Origin of the sequence: Noviherbaspirillum cavernae, from assembly GCF_003590875.1 — a bacterium.
Taxonomy (GTDB): domain Bacteria; phylum Pseudomonadota; class Gammaproteobacteria; order Burkholderiales; family Burkholderiaceae_D; genus Noviherbaspirillum; species Noviherbaspirillum cavernae.
The window spans coordinates 411,777-429,777 of the sequence record NZ_QYUN01000002.1; the positions used below are offsets into that span (position 1 = coordinate 411,777).

Genomic DNA, 18,001 nt, shown 5'->3' on the forward strand with positions numbered 1-18,001 from the left:
CCATGAAACGACGCAACTTCATTCAGGCAATCTCGGCTGCCGTACTTGCCATGTCCGGTTTTGCGTTCAATGCCGCGGCCGCGCTGCCGGCGATCGACGTCTACAAGAGTGCAACTTGCGGTTGCTGCAGCAAGTGGATCGAGCATTTGCAGGCGAATGGATTCAAGGTCAACGCGCACGACGTGCCGAGTCCATCGGACTACCGCAGCAAGTTCGGCATGCCGCAGGAACTCGGCTCCTGCCATTCGGCGCGCGTCGACGGCTATGCGCTCGAAGGCCACGTTCCCGCCAGCGAAGTCAAGCGCCTGCTCGCCGAGCGACCGAAGGCCAAAGGCCTGGCGGTGCCCGCGATGCCGCTCGGTTCGCCTGGCATGGAAGTGGACGGGGCGCGCAGCGATCCCTATGACGTTCTGCTGGTCAAGGCAGACGGCAGTCATTCCGTGTATCGGCATTACGATGGCGCACCGGCAAAAAACGCAGCAGGCTCTGCTGCGCAAATGAAGCCCGCGATGACCGAAGGCGAGATCAAGAAAGTGGACAAGGCCGCAGGCAAGCTGACGATCAAGCATGGCCCGATTACCAATCTGGACATGCCGGGCATGACGATGGCGTTCCGCGTCAAGGAAGCCGCGATGATCGACCAGGTCAAGCCGGGCGACAAGATCCGATTCGCTGCCGACAAGACAGGCGGTGCATTGACGGTGGTGAAGATTGAAACAATGAATTGACGATTCGGCAAGCATCGCATTCCGGAGCAATTTGCCCTACAATACGCACGCTTTCTTGTCATTGGGGAGTAGCCTCCTTCTGCATTGAAGGGGATGCGTCAACAAACTTGACCCGCATTGGTCATGGCGCATCCGGCCTGTCGGCTTGGCGAGACCTTTGACATGTACATCTCCGTTTTCAAGGATTGAGCGGGAGAGATGTACGTGTCATTGGTTTTTTCTCGCTCGATCCGCCTTACCCCGAATGGAAGCTTTCTTCGTCTCTACCCTGGCCGTCACCGTCGGTGAAATCGGCGACAAGACCCAACTCCTCGCACTGTTGCTCGCGGCGCGCTTCAAGCGCCCGGTTCCGATCATTGCCGGCATTCTGGTTGCGACCGTCCTCAATCATGCATTGGCCGGCATGCTCGGCGAATGGATACGCAGCATGCTGGATCCTGCCGCGTTGCGCTGGATTCTCGGCATCTCGTTCCTGCTGATCGCGGGGTGGACGCTCATCCCGGACAAGATGGAGGAAGATGAAAAGGTGCGCGGCCGTTACGGTGTGTTCCTGATCACATGCGTCGCATTCTTCATCGCGGAAATGGGCGACAAGACGCAGCTGGCCACCGTTGCACTCGCCGCAAAATTTCCTGATCTGTTGCAGGTGGTGATGGGCTCGACCATCGGCATGATGATTGCCAATGTGCCGGCGGTGATACTGGGCAAGGTCGCGTCGCCGAACTTTCCGTTCAAGCTGGTTCGTTATATTTCCGCTGCAATATTTGCGTTGCTGGGCGTTGCGGCGCTGCTGACGATGGGGTGATGCGAGATTCCCTTGACCTTGCCACGGTGGGAACGCATACCCTGAACATGTCATCAATCAAGGAGTCTGTCATGTATGAATTGCGTGTCGAAGGAATGAGCTGCAATCACTGCGTCAGCATGGTCACCAAGTCCGTGCTCGGCATCGATCGCGCGGCAAAGGTCGATGTGGACCTGAAGCGCGGCATCGTGCGTGTCGAGTCGAAGGAGAGCATGGATGCCATCAAGGATGCTGTCAGCGAAGCCGGTTATCCGGTGATTGCAGCAAGCCTTGTGTGAAATGAGGGAAATGGAAACGGGGCAATTTTCAACGCCCCGTTTTTTCATTGCCGCTCAGTGGCTTGCATCACGCTTGTGACATGCGCCATCCGCCGCCGAAGACAGGCCGTGCAGAATGGGGCAATCCGGCCGGTGATCGCCGGCGCAGGCGTGCGCCAGATTGCTCAAGGTGTCGCGCATTTCCGTCAGTTCGAGAATGCGCCTGTCGAGATCGGTCACGTGTGCTTGCGCAATGGCTTTCACGTCCGAACTTGCACGCGCCGAGTCCTGCCACAGCGACAGCAGCTCGCGAATCTGTTCCAGCGAAAAACCGAGGGTGCGGGCGCGCTTGATGAAGCGCAGCGTGTGCAACTCCTTCTCACCGTACTTGCGATAACCGGCATCGCTGCGTTTTGTTTCCTTGATCAAGTCGATACTCTCGTAGTACCGAATCATCTTGGCCGTGACACCGGATGCGACGGCCGCTTCTCCAATATTCATCCTTCATCCCTCACTGTGACTGACGATCGCTGGAAGGCTTCCAGCGTCTTAACAGCAGCGCATTGCTGATCACGCTGACCGAGCTGAATGCCATCGCTGCGCCGGCCACCATCGGATTGAGCAATCCAAAGGCTGCCAGCGGAATGCCGACAAGATTGTAGATAAACGCCCAGAACAGATTCTGTCGGATCTTGCCGTAGGTGCGGCGCGAAATGTCGATCGCGGCGGCAACCAGGGCGGGATCGCCGCGCATCAATGTGATGCCCGCCGCATGCATCGCCACATCGGTGCCGGTGGCCATCGCCACGCCGACGTCGGCGGCGGCCAGCGCGGGGGCATCGTTGATGCCGTCGCCAACCATCGCCACCACATGTCCATCGCGCTGTAATTCCTTGACCTTGCCGGCCTTGTCGGCCGGCAGCACTTCGGCGACGACATGCCTGATGCCCAGTTGCTCGCCGACCGATCTCGCGCTGCCGCGATTGTCGCCAGTCATCAATACGGTATCGATGCCGAGCGACTGCAGCTGCCTGACCGATTGCGGCGCGTTCGACTTGATGCGATCACCGAATGCGATCAATCCAAGCAACTGGCTGGCGTCGCCGATCGACGCCAGCCATGACACGGTATGGCCGGCATGCTCCAGCGTTTCCGCATGCTGCTGCAGCGGCCCGCAATCAATACCCGCTTCGTCCATCAGACGCCGGCTGCCAAGGCGCAATTCGCGGTCGGCAACCGTCGCTGCGATGCCGCGGCCAGGCAGGGCGGTCACATTGCTTGCGGCAAGCGGTGCAATGCCGAGCCCGTTTGCAGTGTCGATGACGGCGCGGGCCAGCGGATGTTCGCTGCCGCTTTGAATCGACACGGCCAATTGCAGAAGCGCGTTGCGCTCGATGCCAAGCGATGTCATCGCGACCACTTGCGGCCTGCCTTCGGTCAGGGTGCCGGTCTTGTCGAACACGACCGCCGTGACGTCGTGTGCAATCTCCAGCGCTTCCGCATCCTTGATCAGGATGCCGTGCTTCGCAGCGATGCCGGTGCCGGCCATGATGGCAGCCGGCGTTGCCAGACCGAGCGCGCACGGGCAGGCGATCACCAGCACGGCGACCGCATTGATGATCGCGACTTCGACACCGTTGCCGTTGAACCACCACCCAGCGAAGGTCGCCAGCGCAATCAGCAACACGATGGGCACGAAGACTGCACTGACCTTGTCGACCAGATGCTGAATCGGCGCTTTCGCCGCCTGCGCATCCTCCACCATGCGGATGATGCGCGACAAGGTGGTTTCGGCGCCGATGGCATCGGTGCGCACCAGCAGCAAGCCGTCCGCATTGATCGAACCGCCGGTGACCTTGTCGCCCGCCAGCTTCGGCACCGGGAGGCTCTCGCCGGTAATGAGTGATTCGTCGATCTGGCTGCTGCCTTCGATGACGACGCCATCCACCGCCACACGCTCGCCCGGCCGGATCACCACGATATCGCCCAGGCGCACCTGCTCCAGCGGCATGTCGACATCGATCCCATCCCGTCGCACGCGCGCCGACTCGGGACGCAGCTGTTGCAATGCGCGGATGGCGGCGGTGGTCTGTTTCTTCGCGCGCGCTTCCAGCCATTTGCCCAGCAGCACGAGCGTGATCACCACTGCGGCCGCTTCGAAATACAGATGCGGCATGTGGTCCTCGCCATGGATCAGAAGTTGATACACGCTCAAGCCATATGCGGCGCTGGTGCCCAGTGCGACCAGCAAGTCCATGTTGCCGGAGCGCGCCTTCACGGCCTTCCAGCCGGCGCGATAGAAGCGCGCACCGAGCCAGAACTGCACCGGCGTTGCAAGGGTGAGCTGCAGCCAGCCCGGTAGCGCTGCCTCGATGCCGGCAAGCTCCAGTGCCATCGGGGCGGCCAGCGGCAGCGACAGCAGCGCGGCGAGCAGGACCGCCAATCCGCCTTGATGCGGAGCAGACGGCTCCGCTTTCGCGCGCTGCGGCGTGGCCTGATAGCCGGCCTTGTCTACTGCATTGAGAATGGAGTCAAGGCCGATGCCGCCTGCTGCGCGGATGCGCGCACTTTCCGTCGCCAGATTGACGCTTGCTTCAAGAACTCCATCGACCTTGCGCAATGCCTTTTCCACGCGCGCAACGCACGAGGCGCAAGTCATTCCCTTGATGTCGATGGACAGTTCTCTATGTGAATCCGCCTGGAAAGGTTGGGCGTTGCTCATGATCGGATCTCTGTCGTGAGTGGAGAATGATCACAGTGTCAGCCCTCCCATGATGGGAAGGTCAAGTGCAGGATTGGTATGTGGAGGCAACGAAACACGCACCGCAAACACGTGAAGACAAGCCGGTTTCGGTGCATGTGAAGAATGGCATTCCTGCATCAATGGCGGTGATGCGCAGTCTCTTCTTTGCCGCCGTCTTTCGCCGGCTTGTCTTCCACCCAGACCGATATCTCGACCTTGCCGGCTTTCTCGAAAGTCAGCGTCATCGGAAACTTGTCGCCCGTCTTGAGCGGCTGCTTCAAGCCGATCAGCATCAAGTGATAGCCGTCGCCCGGTCTCATCGTCGTCTTGCTTGCAGGCTTGAACTCGATGTTCGGCACTTCACGCATCCGCATGATGTTGCCGTCCATCGACATGGTATGAATTTCAACGGCCTTGGCGATGGGCGAGGCAATGCCGACCAGCTTGTCGCTCGCTGTGCCTTTGTTCTCGATCGTTATATAGGCGCCGCCGCTTGGCTGATTCGGCACGGTCGGGCGGGCATATGGATGATCGATGCGCAAATCGCCCGCCTTGTAGTCATGCGCATGCGCCAATGCACTCGCCATGAATGCGGCAGCAAGGAAGAATCGATGGAAAGAACGGAATTGCATGTTGAACCTTTGTGAAGAAAAAACGAAAAATCAATTGCCGCCGGCGAAACCGTTTTGCCGCCAGGCTTCATAGACGACAACCGCCACCGTGTTTGACAAATTCAGACTGCGATTGTCCGGACGCATCGGCAGGCGAATGCGTTGTGACGCCGGAAAGGATTCGCGCAGGGCGGGAGCGAGTCCCCGGGTTTCCGCTCCGAACACGAAGACATCGCCGGGCCGGAATGCCATGCTTGCAAACGGCGTCGAGCCATGCGTCGTCAACGCGAACATGCGCGACGGGTCGGGGGATGCGCTGGCGATGAAAGCGGCCCAGTCGCGATGCACCTTCATCGTCGCGTAATCATGATAGTCGAGGCCGGCGCGCCGCATTTTCGCATCGTCGAGCGGGAAGCCGAGCGGCTCGATCAGATGCAATTGCGCGCCGGTGTTGGCGCACAACCGAATGATGTTGCCCGTGTTGGGCGGGATTTCCGGTTCGACCAGTACTACGTGAAACAAGGACACTCTCCTGTCATTTTTGCAAGGTGCGCGCAAAGACGAAATTGGTGACGCGCGTTGCGCCGAATCGCTTCAATGTTGCCGCAATTTCATTGAGCGTTTCGCCGGTGGTGATCACGTCGTCGATCACGCCGACATGCTGGCCGCGCACGCGATCGATGGCGTGATCCGGAACGATGAATGCGCGGCGAACGTTCCTGTGCCGCTCATCGGGATGCAGCAGCGCCTGTGCTCGCGTGTCGCGCAGGCGCGATACCAGCTTCGCGTCCAGTTTAACGCCAAGCGCGCGCGACAGCGGCCGGGCAATTTCCAGCGCCTGGTTGAAGCCGCGCTCGGCCAGGCGCTGCGAGCCGAGCGGCACGGCGGTCAGGCGTGTCGGCAAGGCCGCGTCCATCGCCGTATTGTGCAGCATCCGCGCAAACAACGGCGCCAGCGCGAGCCGGTTGCCGAATTTCAGCGCCAGCACCAGTTGATCGATCGGCGGCGCATAGTCTGCGGCCACAATTGTCGCGTCGAATGCGGGCGGATTTTTCAGGCATTCGCCGCAAACTGCCGCGGAATCCGCCGTAGCTGTCGGAAGACGGCTGGCGCATTGCCGGCAACGGTGCGCACGCTTGCTGAAAAATTGCGCATGACATCCCGCGCATAGCGAGTCCGAACCGGCTTCGCCGCACAGCGCGCAGGAGCCGGGAATCAGCATGGACAGGCTGGCCGCAATGCGTTGCGGCCAATCGCGCAAACGGAAAAGCATGACGCAACAAGGCTTTCAAACGTGTAAACTTGAGCGGATTATCTCATTCCACGCATGGATTGCCCTTGCAACATCCTCCTTCCGACAGCGCCAGATTGAGTGCGCCCATTGACTTGCAGCGCGTCCGTCACTTGTTTCGCAATCCGGCGCGTGTCGCAGACTCGGACTTCTTGCGCCGCGAAATCGCGAACCGGATGCACGAGCGCCTCGCCCTGGTGAAAATCGATCCGGCGCGCGTACTCGATGCCGGTTGCGGCCAGGGCGCGGACCTCTCGGTGTTGCAAGGCAGCTTTCCGGATGCGCAGGTGCTGGGCATCGATGCATCGGCGGCAATGCCGGCTGCCGCGCGCAATGAATTCGCCAGCGCGCATTCCTCGATGAATCGCTTGTTGAGCAAATGGCTTCCCGCCAAGCTCGGCGGCGGAGCACATGCCGCGCCACGGCTGATATGCGGTGACTTCGCACAGTTGCCGCTGAACATGCATGCGGTCGATCTGATCTGGTCGAATCTGGCCTTGCACTGGCACCCGCAGCCGGATCGCGTCTTCGCGGAATGGCGGCGCGTGCTGGCAGTCGACGGTCTGTTGATGTTTTCCTGCTTCGGACCCGATACCTTCAAGGAGCTGCGCGCAGCGTTTGCAACAGTCGATGATGCCGCGGTCCATGCATTGCCTTTCGTCGATATGCATGATTTCGGCGACATGCTGATCAATGCCGGCTTTTCGACGCCGGTGATGGATATGGAAACCATCACCGTCACTTATGAAAGCGTGCACAAGTTGCTGGCCGACGTGCGCGCATGGGGCGGAAACCCTTTGGCGACCCGACGTCGAGGATTGATGGGTCGCAAGGCGTGGGCCGCCGTTGTGCATTCTCTGGAGCAGAATCGTCGTTCGGATGGGCGCATCCCGCTGACTTTCGAAATCATTTACGGCCACGCCTTCCGTCCGGCTCCCCGGACAACGGCGGCCGGCGAAGCCATTATCCGTCTGGATCTGCATAGAAAATGAAACAACGCAGGTTCGTCGGCGGCGAATCAATGTGATCAAAATATCAATGCAAAAGCACGCAAAAAGAGCGATAAAGGGCTGAAAATCAACGCGCTTGCGGGGTTTCAAAAATGTTTTTCTGCTTGATAACAAGAGTCTTTCAGACTTATACTTCCACAGTTTTGCACAGTGCTAATACTGGTCGGTTCATTGGCTGAAGTGATCAATGATGAACAGGCAAGAGTGGACCTTAAGCCGTAATTGCTCGATTTCGCCGCGTCAGCTGGCTTTGGCTTACGCGGCGTTGTGCTTCATGTCGCTGCTGGTTGCGACGATTTTCACTGTGCATGGTGCCTGGTACGTCCTCGGATTCGCGATTGTGGAAGTGTCGGCGGTGGGGTGGGCTTTTTTCATCTACGCACGCCATGCCACCGATCGTGAGCACATCGAGTTGGTCGACGATTGTCTCGTGGTGGAGTTGATTCAGATAGAGCGGATCCGGCAATACAAGCTGAATCCGCACCGGACGCTGGTCGATGTTCCCGAGTCGCCCGATGAATTGATCGGCCTGGAGGCGAACGGTACGCGCGTTGAGGTCGGCAGATTTTTGACAGAGCAGAAAAAGCACGAGTTTGCACACGAGTTACGGCGTGCGCTGGCATCGGCAAAGTAGGCAGAATTCTAATTTTGGGCTTTTGAGGAAACTATGAAACATGCGAAGCGCCTTCAATCGTTGATGCTTGGTGCGTCGCTCTTGGCGGCAGGTATCCCGTCATGGGCGGTGGTCGATAGTCCGGGCGGTCCGGCTGTGCGTCAGCTCAACTTCCACCAGCCGGTGACGAAGATTGCGGAGGAAATCTATTCCCTTCACACGCTCATGCTGGTCATCTGTCTGGTGATCTTCGTCGCGGTGTTCGGCGTCATGTTTTATTCGATCATCAAGCACCGCAAATCGGTCGGGTTCAAGCCGGCTACTTTTCATGAAAGCACTGCGGTTGAAATCGCATGGACCGTCGTGCCATTTCTGATCGTCATCGGCATGGCATTGCCGGCGACCAAGACCGTCGTGGCCATGAAGGACACCTCCAATGCCGACCTGACCATCAAGGTCACCGGCATGCAGTGGAAGTGGGGCTATGACTATCTGAAGGGCGAAGGCGAAGGCATTTCCTTCCTGTCGGCGTTGTCCACGCCGCACGAGCAAGTCGTTGATCCGACCAAGACCAAGAACGACAATTACCTGATCGAAGTGGATAATCCAGTGGTCGTGCCGGTCAACAAGAAGGTGCGTCTGGTGCTGACCGCCAATGACGTGATCCATGCATGGATGATCCCGGCATTCGGCGTGAAGCAGGATGCGATCCCCGGCTTCGTCCGCGATACCTGGTTCAAGGCTGAAAAGATCGGCGTGTATCGCGGTCAGTGCGCGGAACTGTGCGGCAAGGACCATGCATTCATGCCGATCGTCGTCAATGTGGTAAGCGACGAAGACTACAAGAAGTGGACCGAAGGCAAGAAGAAGGAAATGGCGGCCAAGGCCGACGATCCGAACAAGGTCTGGACTATCGACGAGTCGAAGCAGCGTGGCGAAAAAGTGTATGCGGCAAACTGCGTCGCCTGTCACCAGGCCAACGGCAAGGGTGTTCCGGGCGCATTCGCGGCACTGGACGGTTCCGCGATGGTAACGGGCCCGAAGGCGGCTCAAATCAATATGGTGTTGAACGGCAAGGGAGGAATGCCGCCGTGGAAGGGGGTGCTGTCGGATACCGATATCGCCGCTGTGATTACCTACACACGCAACAGCTGGTCCAACAAGGCTCAGGAAAATATTGTTCAACCGGCTGAAGTGCTGGCTGCGCGCAAGTAATTGAATTTAGGAGATTGAGATGAGCACCACCGCAGTCGATCACGCACACGATCATTCTCACGACCACGCGCACGACCATCCCCACGGCTGGCAGCGTTGGCTGTTTGCAACCAACCACAAGGACATCGGTACGCTGTACCTGTGGTTTTCCTTCGTCATGTTAATGGCAGGTGGCGTGCTGGCGCTGGGTATCCGCGCCGAGCTGTTCCAGCCCGGCCTGCAACTGGTAAAGCCTGAATTCTTCAACCAGCTGACCACGATGCACGGCCTGATCATGGTGTTCGGCGCGATCATGCCGGCCTTCGTCGGCTTCGCGAACTGGATGGTGCCGCTGCAAATCGGTGCGTCCGACATGGCATTCGCCCGGATGAACAACTTTTCATTCTGGCTGCTGCCGCCGGCTGCGTTGCTGCTGGCCGGCTCGTTCTTGGTGCCGGGTGGTGCGACTGCTGCCGGCTGGACGCTGTATGCACCGCTGTCGACCCAGATGGGTATCGGCATGGACATGGGTATCTTCGCGATGCACATCATGGGCGCATCGTCGATCATGGGTTCGATCAACATCATCGTCACCATCCTGAACATGCGCGCTCCGGGCATGACGCTGATGAAGATGCCGATGTTCTGCTGGACATGGCTGATTACCGCCTACCTGCTGATCGCCGTGATGCCGGTACTTGCAGGTGCAATCACGATGACCTTGACCGACCGTCACTTCGGCACGTCCTTCTTCAACGCCGCTGGCGGCGGTGATCCGGTGATGTACCAGCACATTTTCTGGTTCTTCGGCCACCCCGAGGTCTACATCATGATCCTGCCGGCGTTCGGCATCGTGTCGCAGATCATTCCGGCCTTCGCTCGCAAGCAACTGTTCGGCTATGCATCGATGGTGTATGCAACTGCATCGATCGCGATCCTGTCGTTCATCGTCTGGGCGCATCACATGTTCACCACGGGCATGCCGGTGACGGCGCAGTTGTTCTTCATGTACGCGACCATGCTGATCTCGGTGCCGACTGGCGTGAAAGTGTTCAACTGGATCGCGACGATGTGGAAAGGCTCGATGACCTTCGAGACGCCGATGCTGTTTGCTGTCGGCTTCATCTTCGTGTTTACGATAGGCGGTTTCACTGGTCTGATTCTCGCCGTGACGCCGATCGACATCCAGATGCAGGATACCTATTACGTGGTCGCGCACTTCCACTACGTGCTGGTCGCCGGCTCGCTGTTCGCATTGTTCGCCGGTTACTACTACTGGGGTCCGAAGTGGACCGGCTTCATGTACAACGAAACGCGCGGCAAGATCCATTTCTGGGGTTCGCTGATCACCTTCAACATCACCTTCTTCCCGATGCATTTCCTGGGGTTGGCCGGTATGCCGCGTCGCTATGCTGACTACCCGGCGCAATTCACCGATTTCAACATGATTGCGTCGATCGGTGCGTTCGGCTTCGGGTTGATGCAGGTATATTTCCTCTTCGCAGTTGTATTGCCGTCCATCAAGGGGGGCAAAAAGGCGGGCGACAAGCCGTGGGACGGTGCAGAAGGTTTGGAGTGGACTGTTCCTAGTCCGGCCCCCTTCCATACGTTTGAAGTACCGCCTACAGTGAAATGATTGGCAAGCGGGCGCAAGCCCGCCTGAATGCACTTATGTCTGATCAAAAGAAGCCGAGCAATCTCAAGACCGCCTTGATCCTGTTGATTGTTGCGTTGATGTTTTTCCTCGGCCTGTTCGTCAAGCGGCTTTGGTTGAGCTGAAATGGAATCGCGTGATCAAGACAATGGGGCTTCAATCCGCAAGCTGAATGTCCAGATGCTGGGCAAGCTGCTGGTGATTGCGGTGCTGATGTTCGGCTTCGGGTATGCACTGGTGCCGGTATATAAAAAGATATGTGAAGTCATTGGTGTCAACATCCTGACCCCGAAAGATGTGACGGTCGAGGATGTCAAGAACACGCAGATAGATAAAAGCCGCACCATCACCATTGAGTTTGATGCAAATGCGCAAGGGCCATGGCGTTTCCGTCCGACGGTCGCCAGCATGCAGGTGCATCCAGGTGAAATGGCGCAGGTGATGTACGAGGTCGTGAATACGCAAGAGCGCAACATTGATGCGCAGGCGATTCCAAGCTATGCGCCGCAGCAGGCGACACCGTATTTCAAGAAGATGGAGTGCTTCTGCTTCAAGCAACAAACGCTCGGCCCCAATGAGGCAAAGCAGATGCCGGTGGTGTTCTTTATTGATCCGGCGCTGCCGAAGGATGTGAAGACGATTACCCTGTCATATACCTTTTTTGAAATCGGCGGGCCGGGCAAGAAATCAAGCTAGATGAAGAGTTGCGCAAATGGATGATTTGAAGAAAACGGTGCAACGCAAGGCATCCTTTGGCGCGACAGTAAAAGCGGTATTCTGGTCGTTTTTCGGAGTGCGAAAGAAAAGCGATTACGAGAAGGATGCGCAGCAACTCAATCCCGTGCATGTAATTATTGCCGGTGTGATTGGAGCCATGGTTTTTATCGCGATACTGTTAATCATCGTCAACAGTGTCGTTGCAAAGTAACTATTTGAATTTTGTATCGGGAGATGGAGATGAGTTCTCAACACGCTAGTGCGCCGTACTACTTCGTACCCGGCCCATCCAAATGGCCGGTCTTGGCGGGCGTATCGCTGTTAGTCACGATGGTTGGCGCGTCGGCGTGGGTCAATGGCATCGGCTGGGCGCCAGCCGTCAACGTGATCGGTATCCTGGCACTGATCGTCGTACTGTACAAATGGTTTGGCGATGCGATTGCCGAATCCGAGGGGGGGCTGTACAGCAGCCGCATTGACGTCTCGTACCGCTGGAGCATGAGCTGGTTCATTTTCTCCGAAGTCATGTTCTTCGCCGCCTTCTTTGGTGCGTTGTTCTACGCTCGCGCCATCACCATGCCTTGGCTGGCCGATTTCGATCATAAAGTGCTGTGGCCGGATTTCGCTGCACAGTGGGGGAATACGCCGGCCGGAACTGTCGATCCGTTTGTGAAGATGGGGCCGTTCTGGGTTCCCACCATTAACACGGCCTTGTTGCTGACGTCGGGTGTCACCCTGACTATCTCGCATCATGCAATCCGTGCCGGTCAACGTGGCAAGACGGCGCTCTTTTTGTTTGCAACAATTCTGCTTGGCGCAATATTCATGGGCTTCCAAGTTTATGAATATATGCATGCCTACAGCGAATTGAATTTGAAGTTGACGTCAGGTATCTATGGTTCGACCTTCTACATGCTCACAGGTTTCCATGGCTTCCACGTGACCATGGGGGCGGTCATGCTGGCCGTCGTGCTGTACCGCGTATTGAAGGGGCATTTCACAGCCGAGCAACATTTCGCGTTTGAAGGAGCCGCCTGGTACTGGCACTTTGTCGATGTGGTCTGGCTTGGTCTGTATGTTGTCGTGTACTGGCTGTAATCCGGCGTCAATCAATAAAAAGCCGCACTTCGGTGCGGCTTTTTTACTGGCGGATTGTCTGTTGCCTATCGAATCCCGGTCGGTTGGATCCAGCCGAGTTGGTGCGCAATCAGTATCAATGCGAACAGCGCCACGGAGAATCCGACGCGGAATGCCAATGCCTTGACTGTTCGATTGCTCTTTCCTTTGTCCCGCATGAGAAACACCAAGGCGGAAGCAAGACTCGCAATAATGAGTATGAAGGCTACGGCAACAAATATTTTCATGATGGCATGCACGGTCACCGGATGGGCCAATGCCTGTGCAAAATGAGGATGTACTGTAAAGCGACATTGTAATGCGAATTAAATTCCGCTTCGGATGGGGGCCATTTGTTGCTGCCGCGATGGCGATTGCGGTCGGAGTGTCGCTGGGGCAGTGGCAGATGCGCCGCGCGGCGGACAAGGAAGCCATAGAGCGGCATTTGTCTGCACAAGAGGATGCACCTCCGATTTTGCTGGACGATGTCACAAGGACAATGGGCGCGTTGGAGTACCGGCGAGTAATTGTCCGTGGGGAATTTGTCCGGGATTGGGCGGTCTATCTGGACAATCGCCCGCACAATGGCGCAGCTGGATTTTACATGTTGATGCCGTTGAAAATTGCCGGATCTGATAGTCATGTGCTGGTGGCGCGGGGGTGGGTAAAGCGCGATCTCACAGACAGGAAGAAGCTGCCGCCGATAGTTGTTCCGCCGGGTATTGTCGAGATTCAGGGCGTGGTGCGGCGCAACGCTGGCAGGGTGCTGCAGCTCGGTACGCCGGAAGCACTTCACCCGAATGCAATTGTGCAAAATCTGGATATTCAGGCATTGGCGCAAGCGGCAAACATGCCGATCCAACCATTTATGATCGAGCAGCTGAACGACACGCATGATGGTCTGATGCGCGATTGGCCGCGGCCATCCAGCGGCATCGACAAGCATTTCGGCTACGCGTTTCAATGGTATGCGCTGGCGGCAACGGCTTTCGTATTTTTTTTGGTAACGGGATTTCGACGTGGAAGACAATAAGCAGCAAAGGACTGGACGCTGGAAGCTTTTTGCGGTGATTGCCATCTGCGCGGCACCGATGATCGCCTCCTATCTCACTTATTTCGTGATCAAGCCGGAAGGGAGGACCAATTATGGTTCGCTGCTCGACCCGCGAACGTATCCTATGCCCGCACTCGGCACGACTACTCTGGATGGCAAGGCGGTCGTGCTGGACGACTACAAAGGCAAATGGATCATGTTGCAGGTTAACGATGGCGACTGCCAGGAGCCATGCCAGACAAAGCTCTACGAGATGCGCCAGCTTCGTCTCACGCAAGGCAAGGACAAGGACCGCATTGAACGCGTCTGGCTGGTCACCGATAATCAGCCGGTGGAAACCAGGCTGATCCGCGAATATGACGGTACGCACATTCTGCGCGCCAACCCCAATGCGTTGAAGGCATGGCTGCCCGTCGACAATGGCACAACGCCCGCCGACCATATTTACATGATTGATCCATTGGGCAACCTGATGATGCGCTTCCCGAAGGATGCCGATCCCAACAAGATCAAGAAGGATCTCAACAAGCTGATGAAGGCATCGCGGATAGGATGAGGATCGCATAGCCATGCTGTTTCAACTGGCAATCAAGGGCCTGCTGGTCGCGCTCCTGGCATTCACCATCGTCTGGGTATCCGGCGACAGGAACAAGTACCGCAAACTGCTGTGGGTGACGCTGTTTCTCACCTTCGATCTGATCATGTTCGGCGCCTTCACGCGCTTGACCGACTCCGGCCTTGGCTGTCCGGATTGGCCCGGATGCTACGGCCATGCCAATCCGTTGCAGGCTCATGCCTCCATCAGTGCGGCGGAAGCGGCGCAGCCGACCGGCCCGGTCACGGTCGTCAAGGCATGGATCGAAATGACTCATCGTTATCTGGCAATGGGCGTCGGCGTGTTGATCATTGCCGCGATGGTGGTTGCATGGCGTGGCTGGATCAAGTCGCGCCGCAGCGACATGCGCTTTTCGCCCTGGTTTCCGACCATGCTGTTCGTGTTCGTCTGCATTCAGGGCGCGTTCGGCGCGTGGACGGTCACGCTGAAGCTGCAACCAGTCATCGTGACGATCCATTTGCTGCTTGGCATGGGCTTGCTTGCAATGCTGACATGGATGGCGGCGCGGCAGAGCGAGCATGCGCCGATTGACGCATCCGTCGCGAATCTGCGCATTCCCGCCGCCTTCGCATTGCTGCTGCTGCTGTTCCAGATCGCGCTCGGCGGCTGGGTCAGTACCAATTACGCCACGCTTGCCTGCATGGATTTCCCGCTCTGTCAGGGACAGGCATGGCCGAACATGGATTTTGCCAACGGCTTCACGCTATGGCGTCATTTGGGAAAAACTGCGGATGGTGACTACTTGCCGTTTCCCGCATTGACCGCAATTCACTGGACGCATCGCAGTTTTGCGTTTGTCGTGTTCGCCTTCGTCGGTTGGCTCGCGTTCCGTGCGCTGGAGGTTGGCGGATTGCAGAAGACCGCGCGCTGGTTGCTGGCAATGCTCGGCATTCAGCTTGCGACCGGCCTGCTGACCATCTATCTGAACTGGCCGCTCGCGCTTGCGGTAGCCCACAACGGCGGCGCGGCGCTCCTCGTGCTGCTGCTCGTCATGTTAAACTACAAGGCTCGAATTCCGGCGCAAACCGCTGCAAAACCAGCCGCTACGCGGTTGTCAACCGCTCAATTCAATTGAATATCCTGACCGTTCATCCCAACCGTATTGCGCAATACTGGGCGCTGACCAAGCCGCGAGTAACCCAGCTCGCGGTATTCTGCGCAGTGATCGGCATGTTCCTCGCGGTTCCCGATCTGCCGAACTGGAAAATCGTGGTGGCCGCCACGATCGGGATCTGGCTGCTGGCGGGAGCGGCGTTTGCCGTGAACTGCCTGGTCGAGCGCGAAATCGATTCCCGCATGGCGCGTACCGCCCGCCGCCCCATGGCGCGCGGCGAAATCACCGTCACGCAGACACTTGTCTTTTCCGGCGTCATCGGCGGCCTCGGCATGTGGGTGCTGTACCACTTCGTCAATCCATTGACCATGTGGCTGACCTTCGCCACCTTCGTCGGTTATGCGGTGATCTACACGATCATCTTGAAACCGGCCACGCCGCAGAATATCGTGATCGGCGGGCTGTCCGGCGCGATGCCGCCGGCGCTGGGCTGGGCGGCGGTTGCCAACGACGTGCCGATGCAGGCATGGATACTCGTTCTGATCATTTTTGTCTGGACCCCGCCGCATTTCTGGGCGTTGGCGCTCTACCGTCGCGACGACTATGCGAAATCCGGGCTGCCGATGCTGCCGGTGACGCATGGACTGAAGTTCACGCAATTTCATATCCTGCTGTACACCATTGCACTCGTCGCAACGACGATGCTGCCGTATGCGGTGCAAATGAGCGGCCTGATCTATCTCGCCAGCGCTTCCGTGCTGGGTGCGATCTTCCTGTGGTACGCATGGCAGGTGTATCGCCATTACACCGATCTCATCGCGCGCAAGACCTTTGCCTACTCGATCATCTATCTGTCGCTGCTGTTCGTCGCGCTGCTGGTCGACCACTATTTCAGGTTCTGACATCATGCATTCACGATCTTCCAGACTGGCACTGTCTCTGGCCGCGCTCCTTGCGGCGGTTTTCCTGAGCGGGTGCGACAAGCAGTCCGCAGATGGAACCCAGATGATGCTATCGCCGGTAAAGAGTCCCTTCAAGAATACCGATGTCACCGGACTCGAGTATGCAAAGGACTTCACGCTGACCGACCACAACGGCAAGCAACGCACACTGGCCGACTTCAAGGGCAAGGCGGTGGTGGTGTTCTTCGGCTATACGCATTGTCCCGACGTGTGCCCGACGACCATGGCCGAAATGTCGGCGGTGATGAAAGACCTCGGGTCGCAGGCGGACAAGGTGCAGGTCTTGTTCATTACCGTCGATCCGGAGCGGGACACGCCGGAGCTCTTGTCGAAGTATGTTCCTGCATTCGATTCGCGCTTTCTCGGTTTGAGCGGCGACAAGGCGTCGATTGACAAGGTCGCGAAGGAGTTCAAGCTCTATTATCAGAAGGTGCCGGGCAAGGAGCCGGGCAGCTACACGATGGATCATACTTCCGGCAGCTATGTGTTCGACCCGCAGGGACGCATTCGCCTGTTTGTCCGACATGGGCAGGGTGCCGAGCCGATTGCGCATGATCTGAAACTGCTGTTGTCATAACGCGCCCGGTTCCGGAAAACAATCGGGGCGGGAAAGAAAAAAGGCGCTCCGCGGAGCGCCTTTTTCATGTGCATTGCCGGTGCTTAAGCGTACGCCGCCAGTGTACCTTTCATCTTTTTCAAGGCTGAGCTTTCGATCTGGCGAATGCGTTCGGCCGATACGCCGAATTCGTCCGCCAGCTCATGCAGCGTCGCGCCGGAGCCGTCATCGTTGGCCAGCCAGCGTGCCTCGACGATGCGGCGGGACCGGGCATCCAGTTTGCCGAGTGCGGTTGCCAGGCCCTCCGACTGCATGCGGTCATACTGCTGCGCCTCCAGCGCCCGGGTCGGCTCGTTCGCATCGGACGACAGATACGCGATGGGCGCGAACTTGTCGTCTTCGTCGTCGCTTTGCGCTTCCAGCGCGATATCGCGGCCCGACATGCGGGTTTCCATCTCGATGACTTCTTCGCGCTTGACGTTCAGCGATTTCGCCAGATCATCAACCTGCGCCGGCGTCATCGCATCCAGGCTTTCCTTGTGGCTGCGCAGATTGAAGAACAGTTTGCGCTGCGCCTTCGTCGTTGCAACCTTCACGAGACGCCAGTTCTTCAGGATGTACTCATGCATCTCTGCCTTGATCCAGTGCATCGCGTAGGACACCAGGCGCACGTTTTGATCGGGATCGAAGCGCTTGACCGCCTTCATCAAGCCGATATTGCCTTCCTGGATCAGGTCGGCGTGCGGCAGGCCGTAGCCGAGATAGCCGCGGGCGATCGATACGACGAGGCGCAAATGAGACAACACCAGCTTTTGCGCGGCACCAAGATCATTCTTGTCGCGCAGGCGGCGGGCGAGAGAAACCTCTTCCTCGTGCGACAGCATCGGCAGGCGGTTGACGGCCGAGATATACGCTTCAATGTTGCCGAGGCTGCCGGAAAAACCGAGCGCCATTGCGCTATTGCCAAAAGGAACCAATGCAGCTTGTGCAGGCGATTCTTTCATTCGTTCTCCTTGCTTC

At 58.0% G+C, this 18,001-nt stretch carries 23 protein-coding genes and 1 riboswitch; of the genes, 16 read left to right on the forward strand and 7 right to left on the reverse strand.

Translation table 11 applies throughout. The features are described 5' to 3' along the window. The first annotated feature begins 2 nt into the window (after positions 1 to 2). The 3 genes from D3870_RS23160 to D3870_RS02035 all read left to right on the forward strand — a co-directional run bounded on the left by D3870_RS23160 (position 3) and on the right by D3870_RS02035 (position 1,811). Complete coding sequence (locus D3870_RS23160) at positions 3 to 728, forward strand: copper-binding protein (RefSeq protein ID WP_158590360.1); 726 nt, start codon at positions 3 to 5, stop codon at positions 726 to 728. Positions 729 to 779: 51 nt separating this feature from the next. Further along, a riboswitch (yybP-ykoY riboswitch) is annotated at positions 780 to 965 on the forward strand. Positions 966 to 972: 7 nt separating this feature from the next. Next, positions 973 to 1,533: a TMEM165/GDT1 family protein gene (locus tag D3870_RS02030; protein ID WP_119736242.1), complete on the forward strand. Its 561-nt coding sequence runs from the start codon at positions 973 to 975 to the stop codon at positions 1,531 to 1,533. A gap of 71 nt (positions 1,534 to 1,604) precedes the next feature. Further along, positions 1,605 to 1,811 (forward strand): heavy-metal-associated domain-containing protein, encoded by a 207-nt coding sequence (locus D3870_RS02035; RefSeq protein ID WP_119736244.1) that lies wholly within the window; start codon positions 1,605 to 1,607, stop codon positions 1,809 to 1,811. A 54-nt stretch (positions 1,812 to 1,865) separates the two neighbouring features. On the opposite strand, the gene cueR is transcribed toward D3870_RS02035, so the two are convergent. The 5 genes from cueR to D3870_RS02060 all read right to left on the reverse strand — a co-directional run bounded on the left by cueR (position 1,866) and on the right by D3870_RS02060 (position 6,417). After that, positions 1,866 to 2,291, reverse strand: a complete 426-nt coding sequence (gene cueR, locus D3870_RS02040) for a Cu(I)-responsive transcriptional regulator (RefSeq protein WP_119736246.1) — start codon at positions 2,289 to 2,291, stop codon at positions 1,866 to 1,868. A 10-nt stretch (positions 2,292 to 2,301) separates the two neighbouring features. Then, the gene (locus D3870_RS02045; protein ID WP_242489827.1) at positions 2,302 to 4,512 is read right to left on the reverse strand and encodes a heavy metal translocating P-type ATPase; all 2,211 of its coding nucleotides are present in this window, start codon (positions 4,510 to 4,512) and stop codon (positions 2,302 to 2,304) included. A gap of 158 nt (positions 4,513 to 4,670) precedes the next feature. After that, the gene (locus tag D3870_RS02050; protein ID WP_119736248.1) at positions 4,671 to 5,165 is read right to left on the reverse strand and encodes a copper chaperone PCu(A)C; all 495 of its coding nucleotides are present in this window, start codon (positions 5,163 to 5,165) and stop codon (positions 4,671 to 4,673) included. 30 nt (positions 5,166 to 5,195) lie between these two features. Next, the gene (trmL, locus tag D3870_RS02055) at positions 5,196 to 5,666 is read right to left on the reverse strand and encodes a tRNA (uridine(34)/cytosine(34)/5-carboxymethylaminomethyluridine(34)-2'-O)-methyltransferase TrmL (RefSeq protein ID WP_119736250.1); all 471 of its coding nucleotides are present in this window, start codon (positions 5,664 to 5,666) and stop codon (positions 5,196 to 5,198) included. Between the two features lie 13 nt (positions 5,667 to 5,679). After that, positions 5,680 to 6,417, reverse strand: a complete 738-nt coding sequence (locus D3870_RS02060; RefSeq protein ID WP_119736252.1) for a ComF family protein — start codon at positions 6,415 to 6,417, stop codon at positions 5,680 to 5,682. 65 nt (positions 6,418 to 6,482) lie between these two features. Between D3870_RS02060 and D3870_RS02065 the strand changes: the two genes are divergently transcribed. The 8 genes from D3870_RS02065 to D3870_RS02095 all read left to right on the forward strand — a co-directional run bounded on the left by D3870_RS02065 (position 6,483) and on the right by D3870_RS02095 (position 12,721). Continuing rightward, entirely contained in the window at positions 6,483 to 7,427 is a 945-nt protein-coding gene (locus D3870_RS02065) for a methyltransferase domain-containing protein (RefSeq protein ID WP_242489828.1), read from the forward strand. Between the two features lie 205 nt (positions 7,428 to 7,632). Next, entirely contained in the window at positions 7,633 to 8,079 is a 447-nt protein-coding gene (locus D3870_RS02070; protein ID WP_340638426.1) for a DUF2244 domain-containing protein, read from the forward strand. A gap of 33 nt (positions 8,080 to 8,112) precedes the next feature. Beyond that, complete coding sequence (gene coxB, locus D3870_RS02075; RefSeq protein WP_119736256.1) at positions 8,113 to 9,273, forward strand: cytochrome c oxidase subunit II; 1,161 nt, start codon at positions 8,113 to 8,115, stop codon at positions 9,271 to 9,273. Between the two features lie 19 nt (positions 9,274 to 9,292). Continuing rightward, complete coding sequence (gene ctaD, locus D3870_RS02080) at positions 9,293 to 10,888, forward strand: cytochrome c oxidase subunit I (RefSeq protein ID WP_119736258.1); 1,596 nt, start codon at positions 9,293 to 9,295, stop codon at positions 10,886 to 10,888. A 35-nt stretch (positions 10,889 to 10,923) separates the two neighbouring features. Beyond that, positions 10,924 to 11,031, forward strand: coding sequence for a cytochrome oxidase small assembly protein (locus tag D3870_RS22640; protein WP_242489829.1), 108 nt, complete (start codon positions 10,924 to 10,926; stop codon positions 11,029 to 11,031). 1 nt (position 11,032) lies between these two features. Then, positions 11,033 to 11,602, forward strand: coding sequence for a cytochrome c oxidase assembly protein (locus D3870_RS02085; protein WP_119736260.1), 570 nt, complete (start codon positions 11,033 to 11,035; stop codon positions 11,600 to 11,602). Positions 11,603 to 11,618: 16 nt separating this feature from the next. Continuing rightward, entirely contained in the window at positions 11,619 to 11,834 is a 216-nt protein-coding gene (locus tag D3870_RS02090) for a DUF2970 domain-containing protein (RefSeq protein WP_119736262.1), read from the forward strand. 29 nt (positions 11,835 to 11,863) lie between these two features. Then, complete coding sequence (locus D3870_RS02095) at positions 11,864 to 12,721, forward strand: cytochrome c oxidase subunit 3 (protein ID WP_119741551.1); 858 nt, start codon at positions 11,864 to 11,866, stop codon at positions 12,719 to 12,721. A 65-nt stretch (positions 12,722 to 12,786) separates the two neighbouring features. Here the strand turns inward: D3870_RS02095 and D3870_RS02100 are convergent, their stop codons facing one another. After that, positions 12,787 to 12,987 carry a twin transmembrane helix small protein gene (locus tag D3870_RS02100; protein ID WP_119741553.1) on the reverse strand — a complete coding sequence of 67 codons (201 nt, stop codon included), beginning with the start codon at positions 12,985 to 12,987 and terminating at the stop codon, positions 12,787 to 12,789. A 71-nt stretch (positions 12,988 to 13,058) separates the two neighbouring features. On the opposite strand from D3870_RS02100, the gene D3870_RS02105 reads away from it, so the two are divergent. From D3870_RS02105 to D3870_RS02125, 5 genes are all read left to right on the forward strand, one after another. After that, positions 13,059 to 13,772, forward strand: coding sequence for an SURF1 family protein (locus D3870_RS02105; RefSeq protein WP_119736264.1), 714 nt, complete (start codon positions 13,059 to 13,061; stop codon positions 13,770 to 13,772). Continuing rightward, positions 13,759 to 14,349, forward strand: a complete 591-nt coding sequence (locus D3870_RS02110) for an SCO family protein (RefSeq protein WP_242489830.1) — start codon at positions 13,759 to 13,761, stop codon at positions 14,347 to 14,349. The genes D3870_RS02105 and D3870_RS02110 overlap by 14 nt, the downstream gene beginning before the upstream one ends. Positions 14,350 to 14,362: 13 nt before the next feature. Next, the gene (locus tag D3870_RS02115; protein ID WP_119736266.1) at positions 14,363 to 15,484 is read left to right on the forward strand and encodes a COX15/CtaA family protein; all 1,122 of its coding nucleotides are present in this window, start codon (positions 14,363 to 14,365) and stop codon (positions 15,482 to 15,484) included. Continuing rightward, on the forward strand, positions 15,481 to 16,365 hold the full coding sequence (cyoE, locus tag D3870_RS02120) for a heme o synthase (protein ID WP_119736268.1): 885 nt from the start codon (positions 15,481 to 15,483) through the stop codon (positions 16,363 to 16,365). The genes D3870_RS02115 and cyoE overlap by 4 nt, the downstream gene beginning before the upstream one ends. A 103-nt stretch (positions 16,366 to 16,468) precedes the next feature. After that, the gene (locus D3870_RS02125; RefSeq protein WP_242489831.1) at positions 16,469 to 17,002 is read left to right on the forward strand and encodes an SCO family protein; all 534 of its coding nucleotides are present in this window, start codon (positions 16,469 to 16,471) and stop codon (positions 17,000 to 17,002) included. Between the two features lie 83 nt (positions 17,003 to 17,085). On the opposite strand, the gene rpoH is transcribed toward D3870_RS02125, so the two are convergent. Beyond that, on the reverse strand, positions 17,086 to 17,985 hold the full coding sequence (gene rpoH / locus D3870_RS02130; RefSeq protein ID WP_119736272.1) for an RNA polymerase sigma factor RpoH: 900 nt from the start codon (positions 17,983 to 17,985) through the stop codon (positions 17,086 to 17,088). Positions 17,986 to 18,001: the final 16 nt, after the last annotated feature.